General features: G+C 65.9%; 14 protein-coding genes. 7 read left to right on the forward strand and 7 right to left on the reverse strand.

The annotated features are described in order from the left end of the window. Positions 1–158: 158 nt before the first annotated feature. The 5 genes from J2D77_RS12300 to J2D77_RS12320 form a co-directional block, all read right to left on the reverse strand. Positions 159–1688 (reverse strand): MFS transporter, encoded by a 1530-nt coding sequence (locus J2D77_RS12300; protein ID WP_230975761.1) that lies wholly within the window; start codon positions 1686–1688, stop codon positions 159–161. Positions 1689–1695: 7 nt separating this feature from the next. After that, positions 1696–3102, reverse strand: a complete 1407-nt coding sequence (der, locus tag J2D77_RS12305; protein ID WP_207846696.1) for a ribosome biogenesis GTPase Der — start codon at positions 3100–3102, stop codon at positions 1696–1698. Positions 3103–3115: 13 nt separating this feature from the next. After that, on the reverse strand, positions 3116–4510 hold the full coding sequence (locus J2D77_RS12310) for an outer membrane protein assembly factor BamB family protein (RefSeq protein WP_207846602.1): 1395 nt from the start codon (positions 4508–4510) through the stop codon (positions 3116–3118). Positions 4511–4514: 4 nt separating this feature from the next. Next, entirely contained in the window at positions 4515–5213 is a 699-nt protein-coding gene (locus J2D77_RS12315; RefSeq protein ID WP_207846610.1) for a tetratricopeptide repeat protein, read from the reverse strand. 253 nt (positions 5214–5466) lie between these two features. Beyond that, on the reverse strand, positions 5467–5952 hold the full coding sequence (locus tag J2D77_RS12320; protein WP_230975762.1) for a hypothetical protein: 486 nt from the start codon (positions 5950–5952) through the stop codon (positions 5467–5469). 299 nt (positions 5953–6251) lie between these two features. On the opposite strand from J2D77_RS12320, the gene J2D77_RS12325 reads away from it, so the two are divergent. The 5 genes from J2D77_RS12325 (at position 6252) to hisI (ending at position 11555) form a co-directional block, all read left to right on the forward strand. Next, positions 6252–7157: a glycosyltransferase family 9 protein gene (locus J2D77_RS12325; RefSeq protein WP_207846612.1), complete on the forward strand. Its 906-nt coding sequence runs from the start codon at positions 6252–6254 to the stop codon at positions 7155–7157. Continuing rightward, the gene (locus J2D77_RS12330) at positions 7154–8221 is read left to right on the forward strand and encodes a glycosyltransferase (RefSeq protein WP_230975763.1); all 1068 of its coding nucleotides are present in this window, start codon (positions 7154–7156) and stop codon (positions 8219–8221) included. The genes J2D77_RS12325 and J2D77_RS12330 overlap by 4 nt, the downstream gene beginning before the upstream one ends. A 4-nt stretch (positions 8222–8225) precedes the next feature. Continuing rightward, on the forward strand, positions 8226–10004 hold the full coding sequence (gene asnB / locus J2D77_RS12335; protein WP_207846614.1) for an asparagine synthase (glutamine-hydrolyzing): 1779 nt from the start codon (positions 8226–8228) through the stop codon (positions 10002–10004). Between the two features lie 235 nt (positions 10005–10239). Beyond that, a complete protein-coding gene (gene ygfZ, locus J2D77_RS12340; RefSeq protein ID WP_207846616.1) occupies positions 10240–11133 on the forward strand; it encodes a CAF17-like 4Fe-4S cluster assembly/insertion protein YgfZ in 894 nt (297 codons plus the stop codon). A gap of 2 nt (positions 11134–11135) precedes the next feature. Next, positions 11136–11555 (forward strand): phosphoribosyl-AMP cyclohydrolase, encoded by a 420-nt coding sequence (gene hisI, locus J2D77_RS12345; RefSeq protein ID WP_207846618.1) that lies wholly within the window; start codon positions 11136–11138, stop codon positions 11553–11555. A gap of 151 nt (positions 11556–11706) precedes the next feature. Here hisI and lpxB read toward each other — a convergent pair whose 3' ends face one another. Beyond that, complete coding sequence (gene lpxB, locus J2D77_RS12350) at positions 11707–12888, reverse strand: lipid-A-disaccharide synthase (protein ID WP_207846619.1); 1182 nt, start codon at positions 12886–12888, stop codon at positions 11707–11709. Between the two features lie 160 nt (positions 12889–13048). Here lpxB and J2D77_RS12355 point away from each other — a divergent pair, with 160 nt between their 5' ends. Further along, on the forward strand, positions 13049–14506 hold the full coding sequence (locus tag J2D77_RS12355) for a SulP family inorganic anion transporter (RefSeq protein ID WP_207846620.1): 1458 nt from the start codon (positions 13049–13051) through the stop codon (positions 14504–14506). A gap of 18 nt (positions 14507–14524) precedes the next feature. On the opposite strand, the gene J2D77_RS12360 is transcribed toward J2D77_RS12355, so the two are convergent. Then, on the reverse strand, positions 14525–15244 hold the full coding sequence (locus J2D77_RS12360) for a protein-methionine-sulfoxide reductase heme-binding subunit MsrQ (protein WP_207846621.1): 720 nt from the start codon (positions 15242–15244) through the stop codon (positions 14525–14527). Positions 15245–15421: 177 nt separating this feature from the next. Between J2D77_RS12360 and J2D77_RS12365 the strand changes: the two genes are divergently transcribed. Next, on the forward strand, positions 15422–16297 hold the full coding sequence (locus J2D77_RS12365; protein ID WP_207846622.1) for an NAD(P)-dependent oxidoreductase: 876 nt from the start codon (positions 15422–15424) through the stop codon (positions 16295–16297). The last annotated feature ends 36 nt before the right edge of the window (positions 16298–16333 follow it).

Genomic DNA, 16333 nt, shown 5'->3' on the forward strand with positions numbered 1-16333 from the left:
GTAATATTTTTGGGGCGGGCTTTCGGTTCAGCCTCCAAGGTGCGCGAGTAATGCGCCGACGGGTAGCGGTGGGCTTTTACGAAATCCCTTTGCGCAGCCCTTATCCAGGGCCCCTTTTACGGGGCTTTTTTACAGGCATCTTTACGGAGAACGCACGGTCAGCGTGGCTTTTTCACCAGCCGGCTGGCGCTGAGCAGGGCGGAGCACAGGGCCACGCAGCCCGCCATGAGCAGGCAGCGATGCGTCGCCCCCGCAAGCGACCAGGTGAAGAAGGCTGCCACCCCCATGGCGCCGATGGTCTGCCCGGCTTGGCGGGCGACCTGCACCATGCCGCTGGCACCCCCCGCGCGGTTATGCGGGACCGAAACCATCATCGCGCGGTTATTGGGGGGCTGGAAGAAACCGAACCCCCACCCCGCCACGGCAGTACGCCAGGCAATATCGAACACGGATGGGTGGGCAGGCAGCAGCCAGAGCAGGAAAAACCCGCTCGCCGTAATGGCCAACCCGATGGAAGACAGCACCCCGGCGGAAACCCGGTCCGCCACACGGCGGATGACCGGGGCCGAGAGCATGATGCCGATCGGCCAGGGCGTGATCAGCAGGCCGGTTGCAGCCGAACTCATGCCCAGCGTGTCATGCAGCATGAACGGCATGGAGACGATATACAGGTTGGAGGACACAAAGCCCCCGAACCCGGTCAGGAACGCCACCGTAAAATCCGAACGCCGCAGCAGATCGACCGGCAGGATCGGGTGCGTCAGCCCGCTTTCGCGGCGGACCAGCACAGCCCCGGCCACCAGCCCCACCAGCAGCAGGGCGGAGGAAAGCTGCCAGCCTTCCTGATGGGCCAGGCCGTCCCCACCCATGATGCACGCCCCCAGCGCCACAATACACAGCACGCTGCCCAGCGGATCGGGCATCCTGCCCGTGCGCGGGGTGACCGGCAAGGCGCGGTAGGCCATGGCCAGTGCCGCCGCCCCCAAGGGCAGGTTGATCCAGAACAGCCACGGCCAGGAGGCAACGGTCAGGATCGCGGCCGCCGTCGTGGGGCCGAGTGCCACGCCAAGGGCGACCACCACGCCGTTCAGCGCGACGCCCTTGCCGATTTCCGCATGCGGATAGATGAAGCGTACCAGCGCGATATTCACGCTCATGATACATGCGCCACCTATGCCCTGCAGCACGCGCGCGCCCGCAAGGATAGGCAGTGTAGTGGCCGTCGCGCAGAGCAGCGACGCCCCCATGAACAGGATAATCCCCGCCCGGCACAACCGCGCGAAACCCACGCGGCTGCCAAGAGCGGCCAGCGGCAGCAGGGAGATCAGGCTTGCCATCTGGTAGGCGTTGACGATCCACACCGAAGCCGAGGACGACGCCTTGAGATCACGCGCGATATCGGGCAGGGCCACATTGGCGATGGCATAGTCCAGCAACGCCAGAAAGACCGAAAGCGAGACCGCCAGCATGGCCCAGTTCCGGGCCGCACCATACAGGCCCTGATGGGTGCCGGGCAGATTTTGCGGCGCAAGCCCGCCACCCTTGCCTGCATTTTCGGGCGTAGTGTTCGTGCTTACATCGCCGCCAGGGTCGTCAGTGGCGGTGGGTGAGGCGCTTTTGGCATCGGTCTCACGCGCACCCCCGGTGGCGGGGGGGGTAGGCTGTGAGGGTGTTACCGGATGTTGCATGCGCCGATCAGGACTCCGCGTAGGGATTTTTTGTGCCACGCGTCTGCAGGCGGATCGGCACACCGGGCAGGTCGAACGTGTCGCGCAGGCCGTTGACCAGGTACCGTTTGTAATCCTCGGGGAGTTGTTCCGCACGGGTGCCGAAGATCACGAATGTGGGCGGCCGCGACTTGACCTGGGTGATATAGCGCAGCTTGAGCCGCTTGCCGTTCACCAGCGGGGGCTGGTGGCGTTCGAGCATGGATTCGAACCAGCGGTTCAGCTCACCCGTGGGCACGCGGGCGTTCCAGACCTCTGCCGCCTCGCGCACGGCGGGCAGCAGCTTGTGCACGGCACTGCCCGTAAGGGCGGAAAAGGTCACGACCGGCACGCCGCGCATCTGGGCCAGCGAAATGCTCAGCCGGTCCAGAATGGCCTTGCGGGTGGCGGTCCTGTCTTCCACCGCGTCCCACTTGTTCAGGGCCAGGACACAGGCACGGCCCTCGCGCTCGATCAGCCGGGCGATCTGGAGATCCTGCTCATGCACGCCAAGGGTCGCATCCAGCACCAGCACGGCCACCTCGGCCATTTTCAGTGCTTCGATGGAGGCGGAGACAGACATTTTCTCCAGCGTTTCATCGATCCGCGCCTTCTTGCGCAAACCGGCCGTATCGACGATTTCGAACTCGCCGTCCTCATCACGCAGGGTCACGGCAATGGAATCGCGCGTAAGCCCCGGTTCCGGGCCGGTAATCATCCGTTCCTCACCCAGCAGGGTGTTCAGCAGGGTGGACTTGCCCGCATTGGGCCGCCCCACAATGGCCACGCGCAGGGGGCCGGCCGGGCGCGTATCCTCCTCGTCCCCATCCGTGTCCGGTGCGTTTTCGGCACTGTCCTCGCTCGCATGTTCGGGCGGCAGGCGTTCGGCGATTTCCCACATCAGGTCGGTCACGCCTTCGCCGTGCTCGGCGGAAAGGGCTACCGGCTCACCCAGGCCCAGCGCATAGGCTTCCAGTGCCGAGGCCGTGCCCTGGCGGCCTTCCGCCTTGTTGGCCAGCAGCAGGACCGGCCGGTTCTGGCGGCGGATCCATTGGGCGAAATGCTCGTCCGCCGGGGTAATGCCCGAACGCGCATCGATGCAGAACAGGATCAGGTCCGCTTCGTGCAACGCACTTTCGGACGAGGCCCGCATGCGGCCGAACAGGCTGTCGGGGGCGGCTTCTTCCAGCCCGGCCGTATCGATCAGGCGCACGTAGCGGCCCCGGATCAGGGCAACGCCTTCCTTGCGGTCGCGCGTGACACCGGGCGTGTCGGCCACAAGCGCCTGCCTGCGCCCGACAAGGCGGTTGAACAGGGTGGATTTGCCCACGTTGGGGCGACCGGCAATAACAACAACAGGCAGATCCGCCGTTGGTAAAGGCGGGACAGGCCGCATGGGCTTGTAGCGATCAGCCATAAGAATTGATGTATCCGTCGTTGGTGACAACCAGCATCTGGTTGTCAACGATCGTGGGCGGCATGAAGGACACGCCGTTCATGGCATCGACCGAAAGAATGGCGCCCGTTGCCGGGTCCAGGCGGACCATGCCGTTTTCGGGCAGGGTGCTCAGGCAGACCAGCTTGCCCCCGGCCATGACGGGGCCAATCCAGGTTACAAGATCCTTCATGGGCAGCACCAGGCGGAACTTGCGCAACTGCGTGATCCAGCGCACATGGCCCGACAGGCGGTCCACGCAGACAAGCTGTTCATCCAGCGAGAGCACGAACAGCCAGTCCCCCACGCACAGGATGTTGTTCAGACTGGTGATCGAGCGTTCCCACACCCGACGGCCCGTGCGGATATCGATCGCGGCAAGAACCTGCGCCATGCTGACGGCATAGATCACGCTGCCGACAATCACCGGCAGCCCGCGCACGCAGGTCAGGTTCAGCGTGCTGGCCTGGCTGTTCACGTTGCCGAGCATCACGCTCCACACCACCTCGCCACTTTCGGCGCGGAAGGCGACAAGGTCACCGCCGCCAAAGCCCGCGATCACCACGCCATTGGCGGCCGCCGGGGCGGGCTGGCCGAAAATGGTGGTTTCCACCGATGTCGCGGCATAGCTCCATAACTGGTGGCCGGTTGCTGCATCAAGGGCGAAGAACCGCTCGTCGATCGTGCCGAAAAACACGCGCCCATCGGCAATGGTCGGGGCGGAACGGCCGGGAGTACCCAGGTCGACGCGCCATTTGACCTTGCCGGTCGCGGCGTCCAGTGCCAGGGCCTGGGAAATACCATCGACCACGTAAAGCGTGTCGCCGTCCACGCCCAGGCCGCCGCCCAGGTTGGAGGACGGCATTTTCCGCGGCCGCGGGTTGAAGGTCCACAAATGGCGCATGCCCGGCCATTCGAACGCCCTGATCACGCCCTGCGCATCCGCCGCGAACAGGCGCCCGCCCGATACGACGGGCGGTGTCAGGATAATGCCGCGCCCCAGCGAACCAAGGGCCGCCCAGGCCAGCAGGTCGGGTTCGGAAATACCGGCCCCGATGCTCTTGCGCCAGCGCTGGTGCAGCCCGCCCCAGGCAAAATTGGCCCCGACATGGGTGGGCACGCGCCCGTTCACCGGCCATTCGGACACCGTGATTGGGGCCGGAATGGTGATGGGGGTCTTGTCTTCCTTATCCACTTCCAGCCCGGCACCCGATGACAGGACATCCTTGCGGTGGCCGGTCATGATCGGCCTTTTGTCGTCATCATCGTCGCAGGCGGCAAGGATCGGGGCCAGCGCGCCACCGGCCACCAGGCTCCTGCGGGTCAATCCGAAACGCCGCTCGGCGGGGATATTTGTCTTGCTGCTCATGCTTTTATCCTGCTGACGGATCGAGGGCCTGTGTCATGTCCTGCGCGCGGTTGCGCACGCCGGGTGGCACATCGGCCGCCATGACAAGAGCGGCGAATTTCTTGCGGGCGTCTTCAAGGTGGCCTTCGCGCACGTCAAGCATGGCCAATGCTTCCGTCGCCAGGCCGTACCATGTCTTGCCCTTACCCACCAGCACGGACAGGCGCGAACGCAGCACCGCGATGTCGCCGGTGTCGATCTGCTGCTGGCACCACAGCAGCATGGCCAGGTCGCGCATGGCCGGATCGGCCTTTTCGTTGCCCTGCACCGCGTCCCATGCGGCCAGTGCGGCCTTCAGATCGCCACGCGTGGCCTGCACGGCGGCTTCCTGCATGCGGGCCAGCACCGCCACGCCTTCGGGGCCGGTCGATGCCAGGCGGGTCAGGGTCTGGAGCCCGGTCTGGGCGTTGCCGCTCAGCGGTGTCACGGGGGGGCCAGGCTGGTAGACGGGCAGGTTGTCGGTCTGGCGCAGGGCGGTCAGATATTGGCCGGTCGCGGCCACGGCCGCCGCCTTGTGCTGCGACGCCCGCCACGACCATGCCCCGGCACCCGCCAGAACCACGAGAACGAGCCCCGCCGCCACTCCGGCATAGCGCCGCGCCATGACACGCAGGCGCTCGGCCTTCATTTCATCGTCGACTTCCCTGAAAAGATCCTCTGCCACGATCCGGTCTGTTCCTGCTGCGTATTGCGGGTGCCCCCGCCTGATCCGTCTTTCGCTATCTGCCCCAGCCGGGCGCATCATACAAGGCACAACTTGGACGCAAGCCCCCGCATGCGCCCCGCAAACCGACCATATGCCCCCGCCTGCCGGCACAGCGGGCTGCGGGCGGGCACCCTACGCCGCACCTGCCGGCGGCATTCTGTCAGCAGGGACCAAGGCCCAAGGGCGCGTTCAGAGCACGTTCAGGCCAGGCTCAGGGCGTGTCCTTCTGCAACTTCGCCCCCGCGGTCTTGAGCGCCGTCGTCAGCCGCGTGAAGTTGGAGGCGATGCGCGCCTGGATGGCGGCACTGCTGTCATGGACATAGGCGATTTTCTGCCGCGCCTCGTCACTGATTGCGGTCTCGTCCTTCAGGGCCGCGCGGGTCACGCAGGCATTATAGGTGCGTGCGGCTTTCTCATACGCATCCACCTGATCCACGCTGGCATTGTAATGCTGCACCGTGGAAACATCGAGCGTGGGGGCCGTCGGCTCATCCCCGCAGCCCGTTGCGCTCCAGCCGCGCTCCGCGGCGTTGGCGGGCGCGACAAGGCCCGGCAGCTCCAGGCCCGCCACCACCGCACCGGAAGCCACCAGCCCCGACACCGTCAACGCAGGCACCATCAACGCGGGCACCACCCCGCGCGACACATTGCCCGCCAATGCCAGGGCCGCCACGACAACCGAACCTTTGCGCATCATATTTTTATCCTTTCATGCCCTGCGGCGGGCCTTTCCTGACCGGCGGCCGGTTTTTCCCCACCTTGCGGGGTGCGGGCGTCCCTGCCTTCAGGCCCGAGCGCATGCCCTGCATCCAGCCCTGGCCGCCATGCCCAGAAGTTCTGACACAGGCCGCGCAAAAGTCCATATCCCCCATGTGTTCGCACCGCAGCTACGCTGGCGGGTGGCCCGCAAAGCGGGAGGAAGGCGGGTTGCAAAGGGGCGGTGTCCCTGGCGGGTTGCTTGGAAAACACGCCCGATGTCGTTATAGAGTCATGGTAATGCGCATTCTTTTCATCACGGCCACACGCTTGGGCGATGCCGTGCTCTCAACCGGTATTCTTGCCTCGCTGGTGCGGCGTTACCCGGATGCGCGTCTGACCATTGCCTGCGGGCCCGTTGCGGCCGGACTGTTTCGCAACGTGCCGGGACTCGAACGCATCATTGTCATGGACAAGCGCCGCTTCGACCTGCACTGGCTGGATTTGTGGCGGGCCTGCGCGGGCCGGAAATGGGACATCACCGTGGACCTGCGCGGCTCTGCCACAAGCTTCTTCCTGCGTTCGGGCCAGCGCCACATCATGCGCGGTGGCCGCCGCCCCGGCCGCCGCACGGACCACCTGGCGGCTGTGCTGAACCTCGCCCCCGCCCCCCTGCCCACGGTCTGGATCACCCAGGCCGAACGCGACGGCGCGGCAGATGTTATACCCGCCGGGCAGACGATCATAGCCCTTGGCCCCACCGCCAACTGGGAAGGCAAGATATGGCCTGCCGAACGTTACACGCAGCTATGGCATAGCTTGCAGGGCCACCACCCGCAGGCCCGCCCGGCCATTTTCTACGGCCCCGGCGCGCAGGAAGCCCGGCTGGCCCGGCCCGTGCTGGACGCCCTGCCCCACGCCATTGACGCGGGCGGGCGTTTCACCCTGACCCAGACCGCGGCCATGCTGGCCCGTTGCGCGCTCTATATCGGCAACGATTCCGGGCTCATGCATCTTGCGGCGGCCACGGGCATTCCCACGCTGGGGCTGTTCGGCCCCTCACGCGCATCGGAATACGCGCCCGCCGGGCCCCGGGCGCGCTGGATCGCAGCCCCCGGCCCGGAAGGTGCCGCCCCCATGACCGGCCTGCCCCCCGATGCCGTGGCCCATGCAGCGCTAAGCCTGCTGGAAGACACCACCCCATGACACAGCCCGCACCACCCGGCAGCCCCACCCCCGCATGCGGGGCGCTGAAAGTCGCGCATGTCATGGCCGGCTCTGCCGCGGGTGGGGCGGAACTGTTCTTTGAACGGCTCTGCACCGCGCAGGCGCATACGGGGCTGGATGTCCTGCCTGTCATCCGCCGCAACGGAGCACGCAGCCAGCGCCTGCGCGATGGGGGCACGCGCCCGCTGGAACTGCCCTTTGGCGGCCTGCTGGACCTGCGCACCGGCCCCGCCCTGCGCCGCGCACTCAAGGCCTTTCGCCCACGTGTGACCGTGGCCTGGATGAACCGTGCCGCGCGCTTCACCCCGCAGGGGGATTGGATTCTTGCTGGCCGTCTGGGCGGGTTTTACGACCTGTCGTACTATCGGCGCTGTTCGCACCTGATCGGCAACACCCGTGGCCTGGTGCAGTGGATGGCCCGGCAGGGCTGGGATCCGGCCCGCGCGCATTACCTGCCCAATTTTGCAACGGACCTGGCGCAGGTGGCCGCCGTATGGCCCAAGGGCGTGCCCCATGGTGCGCCCTTCCTGCTCGCTTTGGGGCGGCTGCATGAGAACAAGGCCTTCGATGTGCTGATCCGCGCCATGCGGCATATCCCCTCCATCCCGCTGGTGATCGCGGGGGAAGGCCCCGAACGCGCGGGGCTGGAAGCCCTGGCCCGGCGCGAAGGAGTAGCCGCGCGCGTGATCATGCCCGGCTGGGCGGACAATCCCGGCGGGCTGATACGCGCATGTTCGATCCTTGTCTGCCCGTCACGGCATGAACCACTTGGCAATGTCGTGATCGAGGGATTTTCCGCGACAAAACCCGTTGTAGCCGCTGCCGCCGATGGCCCGGCCGAACTGATCCGCACGGGGGAGAACGGTCTTCTCGCCCCAGTGGAGGATGCACAGGCCCTGGCGGCAGGCATTGCCGAACTGCTTGAAAACCCGGCCCGCGCGCACCAGATCGCCACCGCCGGACGGCAGGACTACGACAGCACCTTTGCGGCACCCCCGGTCCTTGCCGCATGGCGCCACTTCCTCGCAACCGTGGAGGGCTGAACCCATGTGCGGCATTGGCGGGCTGATCTATGCCCCATCCACTCCGGCCTGCGCGCCCGCGACCCTGCAAGCCATGGCCGAAGCGCTGGCCCATCGCGGGCCGGACGGTGCGCATACGGTCCGCCTGGGGCCGGTCGACCTGGTGCATACGCGCCTGTCCATTATCGATATCGCGGGCGGGGACCAGCCCCTGTGCGGCCAGGGCGGTACGCTGATCGCCAATGGCGAGATCTACAATGACCCGCAGATCCGCAGCGAAATCGGGCCGGGGGCGTTCCATACCGGCAGCGACTGCGAATCCGCCCTTGTCCTGTGGGCGCGCCATGGGGCGGATTATGCCCGCTACCTGCGCGGCATGTACGCCATGGCCCTGTACGACGCCACCCGCCAGGACCTCCTGCTCTCGCGCGATCCGTTCGGGATCAAGCCGCTTTACTATACCGACATACCGGGCGGTGTTGCGTTTGCATCCGAAGCCGGGGTGCTGCTGCATGCGGGCCTGGCCCGGCGCGCGGTGGCCCCTGCCGCGCGCACGGAACTGCTGCAATTACAGTTCACCACCGGACGGGACACGATTTTCCCGGGCATTCGCCGCCTGCTGCCCGGGGAAACCCTGCGTATCGCCCAGGGCCGCATGATGGAGCGCACGCGCCTGCCCGCTCTGCCGGTCGTGGAACCTGCCGCCCTCATCACTTCCGAGACGGAAGCCCTGGACAGGCTGGATGCGGCACTGATGGATAGTGTGAGCGCCCATGAACGCGCGGATGTGCCGTTTGGCCTGTTCCTGTCCGGCGGCATAGACAGCGCATGCCTGCTGAGCGCCATGGCCCGCCTGCCGCGCAAGGCCCCCCTACGGACATGGACCGCCCTGTTCGACGCCCGCAACGCCGCCAACGAGGCCGAGGCCGCCGAATATCTGGCCCGGCATGCGGGGGCCGAACACCGGACATTGCGCATTACCAGCGCCATGGTGTGGCAGAATCTGCCCGCGATCGTCGCCTGCATGGACGACCCGGTGGCGGATTACGCCATTATTCCCACCTGGCTGCTGGCGCGCGAGGCCGCGAAGGATGTCAGGGTCATTCTCTCGGGCGAAGGAGGGGATGAACTGTTCTGCGGTTACGGGCGCTACCGTGCCGCCGCCCGCCCGTGGTGGCGCGGGCGCAAACGCATGTGGCGGCGCGGCATGTTCGAGGGGCTGGGTGTGCTGCGCGATCCGGACGGGCCGCAGACCACCCATTGGCGCGACGGCATTGCCACGGCCGAAATGGCGGCCCACAATGCCCCCACGCCCCTTGCGCGCCTGCAAGCCGTGGACACCGCCGAGTGGTTGCCCAATGACCTGCTTGTCAAGCTGGACCGCTGCCTGATGGCCCATGGCGTGGAAGGTCGTACCCCGCTGCTGGACCCTGCGCTGGCACAGGTGGCCGCCCATCTGTCAGACGACCTGCGCACACGCCAGGGCAGGGGCAAGTGGCTTTTGCGCGCATGGCTGGCACGGCATAACGCCAGCGCGCGCCCGTTCGCCCCCAAACAGGGGTTCAGCGTGCCCATAGGGGCATGGATCGCCCAGGAAGGTGCGCGGCTGGGCGAGCTTGTGGCGCGACAGGACTGCGTTGCCGAAATCGCCCGGCCCGAAAGGGTGCGCGATATCTTCAAGGCGGCGGACGATACACGGGCCGGGGCCGCCGCGTGGACATTGCTGTTCTACGCGCTGTGGCACCGCACGCATATCCGCGCCCTTGCCCCGCTGGGCGATGTGTTCGAAACCCTGAGCCACTGAAACCCCCGGCCCCCGCCAGCGGTTATCCGTAACGGGCGCAGCCATTGTTCCCACCACTGCCTGACCTGGCCCATAGGCGTGTTCACCCCTGCCCGCCACCTGCCATGGCTGTGCGAAAGCCCCGGATACGAGAGCGGGCACGCCATGCGCGGCACACCACTGGCCAAGCCCCCGGCGCGGATGTAGGCTGCACGCCAGTTCCCACTGACCGCCTGTTTTATGGGAGATACCCCCTATGTCCGCCCCGGCCCCCATCGCCAAGGCCCATGTCGCGCCACTTGGCAACCGCGCCGTTCTCAAGCTTGCCGGTGCGGACCGTATCCGTTTTCTCCAGGGGCTGGTAACGGCCGATATCGCCACGCTGGAGCCGGGGCGTGCGGCGTGGTCCGCCTGCCTGACACCGCAAGGCCGCTGGCAGGCCGATTTCTTTGTCACCGCCGACCCGGATGAGACCTGCCTGCTGCTGGACTGCGCGGCAAGTCAGGCGGAACAGTTGCGCACGCTGCTGCTGCGCTTTCGCCTGCGGGCCGATGTGCAACTGGAACTGACCGGCCTGTCCGTCTATGCCGCGTGGGGGAACGATCCCGACAGCGCGATTCTGGAAAACGCCATCAGCTTCCGCGACCCCCGGGTAGAGGATGCGGGCTGGCGGCTGATCGACCCCGCCCCCGATACGCCAACCAATGCAAGCGCACTGGATTACGACCTGCACCGTCTCCTGCTCGGCCTGCCCGACGGGGTTCAGGATTGCGAGCCCGGGCGCACCCTGCCAGCCGAGGCCAATATGGACCTGCTGGGCGGTATTTCGTGGCAGAAGGGCTGTTTTCTGGGGCAGGAGGTCACGGCACGCATGCATTACCGCACGCTGCTCAAACGCCGCATGGTCCCTATTGCCAGCAGCCACCCCCTGCCCGCACCCGGCACGCCCATCACCCATGACGGGCAGGAAGTGGGCATGCTGCGCTCGTCCCACGATCATGTGGGGCTTGCCCTGCTGAAGGTGGAGGCAGCGGAGAAACCCCTGCAATGCAACGGCCATGCGCTGACCGCCCGCCCGCCGGCCTGGCTGGCGCCAGCCCTCAAGCCCGCCGACAAGGCACCCCCGGAATCCACCAGCCCACCGGAATGACCATGCCCTACACCGCCCCCGCCCCCGCCGTGCTCGACACCATGCTGGAGGGCATCAGATACGATGCCGCCGGGCTGATCGCGGCCATCGCCCAACAGCATGATACCGGCGAAGTGCTGATGATTGCGTGGATGAACGCCGAGGCCCTGCGCGAGACCTTGCAGAGCGGCCGCGTGTGCTATTATTCGCGCAGCCGCAAGGGGCTGTGGCGCAAGGGTGAGACATCCGGCCAGGTGCAGCATCTGATACAGGCCCGGCTGGACTGCGATTCAGACGCCGTGCTGCTGGAGGTGGACCAGATCGGGGTGGCCTGCCATACGGGCCGCCGCAACTGCTTTTACCGCGCCTTCACGCCCGAAGGGCTGACGGAGCTGAGCAAGCCGCTGATCGACCCGGCAAAACTCTACCATTCCCACGCCTGAAACCGTTTCAAACAACCGACGATAAAAAAGATAAAAGTTTTTGGTGAAGCTTTTTTTCAAAAAGCTTCAGACAATGTCACCTTTCTGAAAAAAGGCGATACCCGGAAACTTTTAGAAAAGTTGCGGAATATTTGTATGCCCACAAGCTGGCTCAGGCCGCCTGCCCTTTGCGCGCCAGCAGGTCCAGCACCGCCTGGGCTGCGGCATCGGCCGGCAGCACGCCCCCCGGCCCTTCCAGTCCGCGCAGCACGCTGGCGAAGGCGTCCTTCTGGGCCTGGGCTGCGGCCCTGTCTTCGAACAGGGTCCGGACCGCGCGGGCCAGCACGTCGGGGCGGCAGTTTTCCTGCAACAGTTCGGGCACCACGGCGCGGCCCGCAAGCAGGTTCACCATGGCCACATACGGCACGCGGATCAGCCGCCGGGCGATAAAGGCGGTCACGGGATTGACGCGGTAGGTCACGGCCATGGGCACGCCCGCCAAGGCCAGTTCCAGCGTGGAGGTGCCCGATTTGGTCAAAGCCGCACCGGCGGCGGCAAAGGCATCGTGCTTGTCGGCAAGGTCCGTCACCACAATGGGGCGCACGGGCCAGTCGCGGGTTGCGCGTTCCACGGCGGGGGCGACCACGCTGGAAACCGGCACCACGGGCACCACGTCGGGCATGACGGCCGAAAGCCGTGCCAGCATCTGCCCGAAAACCGGGAGCAGGCGCGGCACTTCCGAACGGCGGCTGCCGGGCATGAGCACGAGAATACGCGCGCCGTCCGCCAGCTTGTGCCGGGCGCGAAAACGCGCCGCGTCCCCATCGCGCGCGCCGGACTGAATGACCGGGTGGCCCACGAAGCGGGTTTTCAGCCCGTGGCGGCTGAAAAAATCTTCCTCGAAGGGTAGAAGGCACAAAAGCTCGTCCCACAGGCCGGGAAATTCCTTCACCCTTTTCTGCCGCCATGCCCAGACCTGCGGGGCCACGTAATGCATGCGCGCCACCCCAAGCCCGCTGATTTTTTTCAACAGCCGCAGGGCAAAACCCGGGCTGTCTATGGTTATGACCAGATCGGGCTTTTGGGCTGCGACATCGGCCACGGCCTCATCCAGCCGGCGGGAAAGGTGCCGCAGGCGGGGCAGGATCTCGACCAGCCCCATGACCGCCAGGTCGCGCATGGGAAAAAGACTGTCCAGCCCCTGCTGTGCCATGCGTGCCCCACCCACCCCCGCAAAGCGGATGGCAGGCGCGCGCGCGCGCAGCGCCTGCATGAGCCGCGCGCCAAGAACGTCGCCGCTGGCCTCACCGGCCAGAATCCAGATCAGGGGGGAAGGATTGGAAGAAACAGCCATGAGCCATGGCATAAAGGGCTTGGCTGTGCAGCACAATTCCCCCGCCCCAGCACCAGCCGCGGCCCATGCTCGCCCATAAAGGGCCTTTGCGCATATCCGCACGCGGTCTATTCGGGGGGAGAGCGTTTTTTTTACCCCAGCACAGGAAACAAGAAGCGGCGTGAGAGTTCAGCAGTATCTTCGCGAATGGACGGATGAGCCGGTTCGCAATGTCCTGGCCGGCATGGTCGGCACCTTCGCCCTTATTCCAGAGGTGATCGCCTTTTCCTACGCCGCGGGCGTGGCGCCGCAGGTGGGGTTGTTCGCGTCCTTCGTCATCAGCATCGCGATCGCCATAACAGGGGGCAGGCCGGGCATGATTTCGGGGGCTGCGGGCTCCGTAGCACTTGTGGCCGCCGACCTGGTGCACAGCCATGGCTACCAGTACCTGCTGCTGGCGACATTGCTGGCCGGGTTCATCCAGATCGTGTTCGGGCTGCTGCGCATGCAGAACATAATGCGTTTCGTCTCGCGCGAGGTGGAGACGGGCTTTGTCAACGCCCTGGCCATTCTGATCTTTTCCGCCCAACTGCCACAGATGCTGCATGTCACCTGGCACACCTACGCGCTGATCGGCGTGGGGCTGGCCATTATCTACCTGCTGCCCCGCCTGACCACGGCCATCCCATCCCCGCTTGTGTGCATTCTGGTGCTGACCGGGCTGAGCATGGCGCTGAACCTGCCCGTGCATGTGGTGGCCGACCTCGGCCCCCTGCCCGAAGGCCTGCCGCAACTGGTCCTGCCCCATGTGCCGCTGAATATGACCACGTTCAGCGTAGTGCTGCCCTATGCCTTCGCCATGGCCATGGTCGGGCTTCTGGAATCGCTCATGACGGCTGCGGTGGTGGACGAACTGACAGACACCCACAGCAACAAGCGCATGGAATGCACGGGGCTGGGCATTTCGAACATGCTGGTCGGCCTGTTCGGTGGCATGGCCGGGTGCGGGATGATCGGGCAGACCGTGGGCAACCTGCGCTATGGCGGGCGGGGACGGCTTTCCACCTTTACGGCCGGGGCGTTCCTGCTGCTGCTGCTGGTGGTGCTGCACCGTTTTGTCGCCCGCGTGCCGGTAGCGGCCCTGGTCGCCATCATGATCATGGTGTCGGTCAGCACGTTTTCCTGGGGGTCGCTGCGGGATCTGGCACGCCATCCCCGGCTGTCTTCCATTGTCATGCTGGTTACCGTGGCGGTGGTGGTGGCGACCCATGACCTTGCCGCCGGTGTGGCCTGCGGCGTGCTGCTGAACGGGCTGTTCTTTTCCTTCCAGGTCATGAAACTGGTGAGCGTCACACCCGAGACCAGCCCCGATGGGCTGACACGGCTCTACCGCGTGCGGGGCGAGCTGTTTTTTGCCTCCGCCAGCGTACTGCCCGACACGGTGGATTTTCAGGACCCAGCCCCCAGTGTCATCATCGACCTGGCCGACGCCCATATCTGGGATATCAGCGCTGCCGACACGCTGGGCAAAACCGTCTCGCGGTTACAGGACCGGGGCAAGGCGGTGTCCGTCATCCATGCCAACCCGCGCGCCGCAGCCCTGTGTTCCGCCGTGGGGTGGGGTGCCGTCCTGTCCTGATGGGCAAGGCATACAGCATTACGCCCGGCTGGACTTGTCGCCCCCCGCTTTACCCCCGGATTTACCCCTTGCATGTGCAGCCCCCGTCGGATCGCCGCCTGTCTGTTCGCCCCGTCCGGGCTTGAACAGGCGCGTGGCCAGGACAGCCAGCGCGAAGGCTGCGTATAACAGGGGTTCGATCCGCCAGGTCTTGAACGCAAGGCTGTAGTGCAGGCAGACCAGCACCATGGCCATATAGGCCAAGCGGTGCAGTTCGGTCCATTTGCGCCCCAGTTGCATGATCGCGGTGCGGGTGGAGGTCAGGGCCAGTGTCATCATGCACAACAGGGCCAGCGCGCCACAGATCAGGAACGGACGGGTGAGGAAATCATGCACGATCCGCATAAGGTCCAGCCGCGCAGCACCGCATACATAGATGGCCACGTGCAATAGCGCGTAGCTGAACGCCAGCAGCCCCAACGGCCGCCGATAGACCATGAAGTTCAGCTTGAAAAAACGCCGCAGCGGGGACACCAGAAGGGACGCCAGCAGGAAACGGAATGCATAGCGCCCGAATTCATGCAAGGTCTGCTGCCAGGACATGGCCCCGGCCCAGCCCAGCCATAAAGCCGCTACGTCGGTTACGGCAGGCACCATGAACAGCAGGTAGAACAGAAGCTGGCGCATGAAGGGCGAAAATCGTGACCGCCTGCGCGGCCGCCCCGCCTGCGCGCGGTCCTGAGTATTGCGATGCTCCATGACCCGGCCTTTCCCGCCCCTGGGCGTTTGCCCAACGGCAATCTGCGCTGGCAGATCCAGCTCGTACTCCCGCCACGAGATCTTGCCCACGATATCTGGGATGGATAGCGGCTGAGGGAAGACTTCTGCCTTGATCGCTTTATAGTAACCTAAACCATACAGGAGTCTTAGCGCACCATGTCATCCAAACAAACAATAGGATTTATCGGTTTTGGCGCCATGGCCAGCCGTATGGCCGAAAACCTTGCCAAGGCAGGCTTTGCCGCCGTGGCCTATACCCCTTCGGGCAAGGGGGGAAATGGCGACACGCCTTTCCTGCCCAGCCCGGCCGAGGTCGCGCGCAAGGCCGATATCGTTCTGGTCTGCGTCCCTGATGATGAAGCGCTCGAGGCCAGCATGTACGGGGCCGAAGGTGCGCTTGCGGGCATGAGTGCGGGCGGGCTGCTGCTGAACACAAGCTCCGTCTCGCCCGAGGCCACGAAAGCCCTGTTCGACGCAGGTGCCGCCAGGGAAATCTGCGTGATCGACTGCCCCGTATCGGGCAGCACGCCCGAAGCCGAAAGCGCGAACCTGCTGGTTCTGGCAGGTGGCACCGACGATGCCATTGCCCGCGCCAAGCCCGTGTTCGACGCGATCGGGCGCATGACCATCCATGCGGGCCCGGCTGGCAGCGGCGCACGGCTTAAACTGGTGGTCAACGGTATTATGGGCGCGGGCCTGGCCGCTGTGGCCGAAGGTATTGCCTACGGGCTGGCAGCAGGGCTGGACCGCACCATGCTGTTCGACGCCATGGACGAACTTGCCGTGATTTCCCCCCACCACAAGCGCAAGATCCGCATGGCCAAGGCGGGGGATTTCTCATCCCAGTTCCCCACCCGGCTGATGCAGAAGGACATGCGCCTGCTGCTGGATGCTGCGGCCCGGCTGGCCGTTCCCGTTCCCACCATGGGCGCCGTGACACAGCAACTCTCCCTGACACGTCGCGCCGCCCCCGATGCCGATTATTCCGCCCTGATCGGGGTGATGGAAAAAATCGTCGCCAACGACGCCTAAGCCCCCAAAAACAGGCCGGAGGGTCTGACGGCGGGG

The sequence above is a fragment of the Acetobacter garciniae genome, from assembly GCF_017377735.1.
Taxonomy (GTDB): domain Bacteria; phylum Pseudomonadota; class Alphaproteobacteria; order Acetobacterales; family Acetobacteraceae; genus Acetobacter; species Acetobacter garciniae.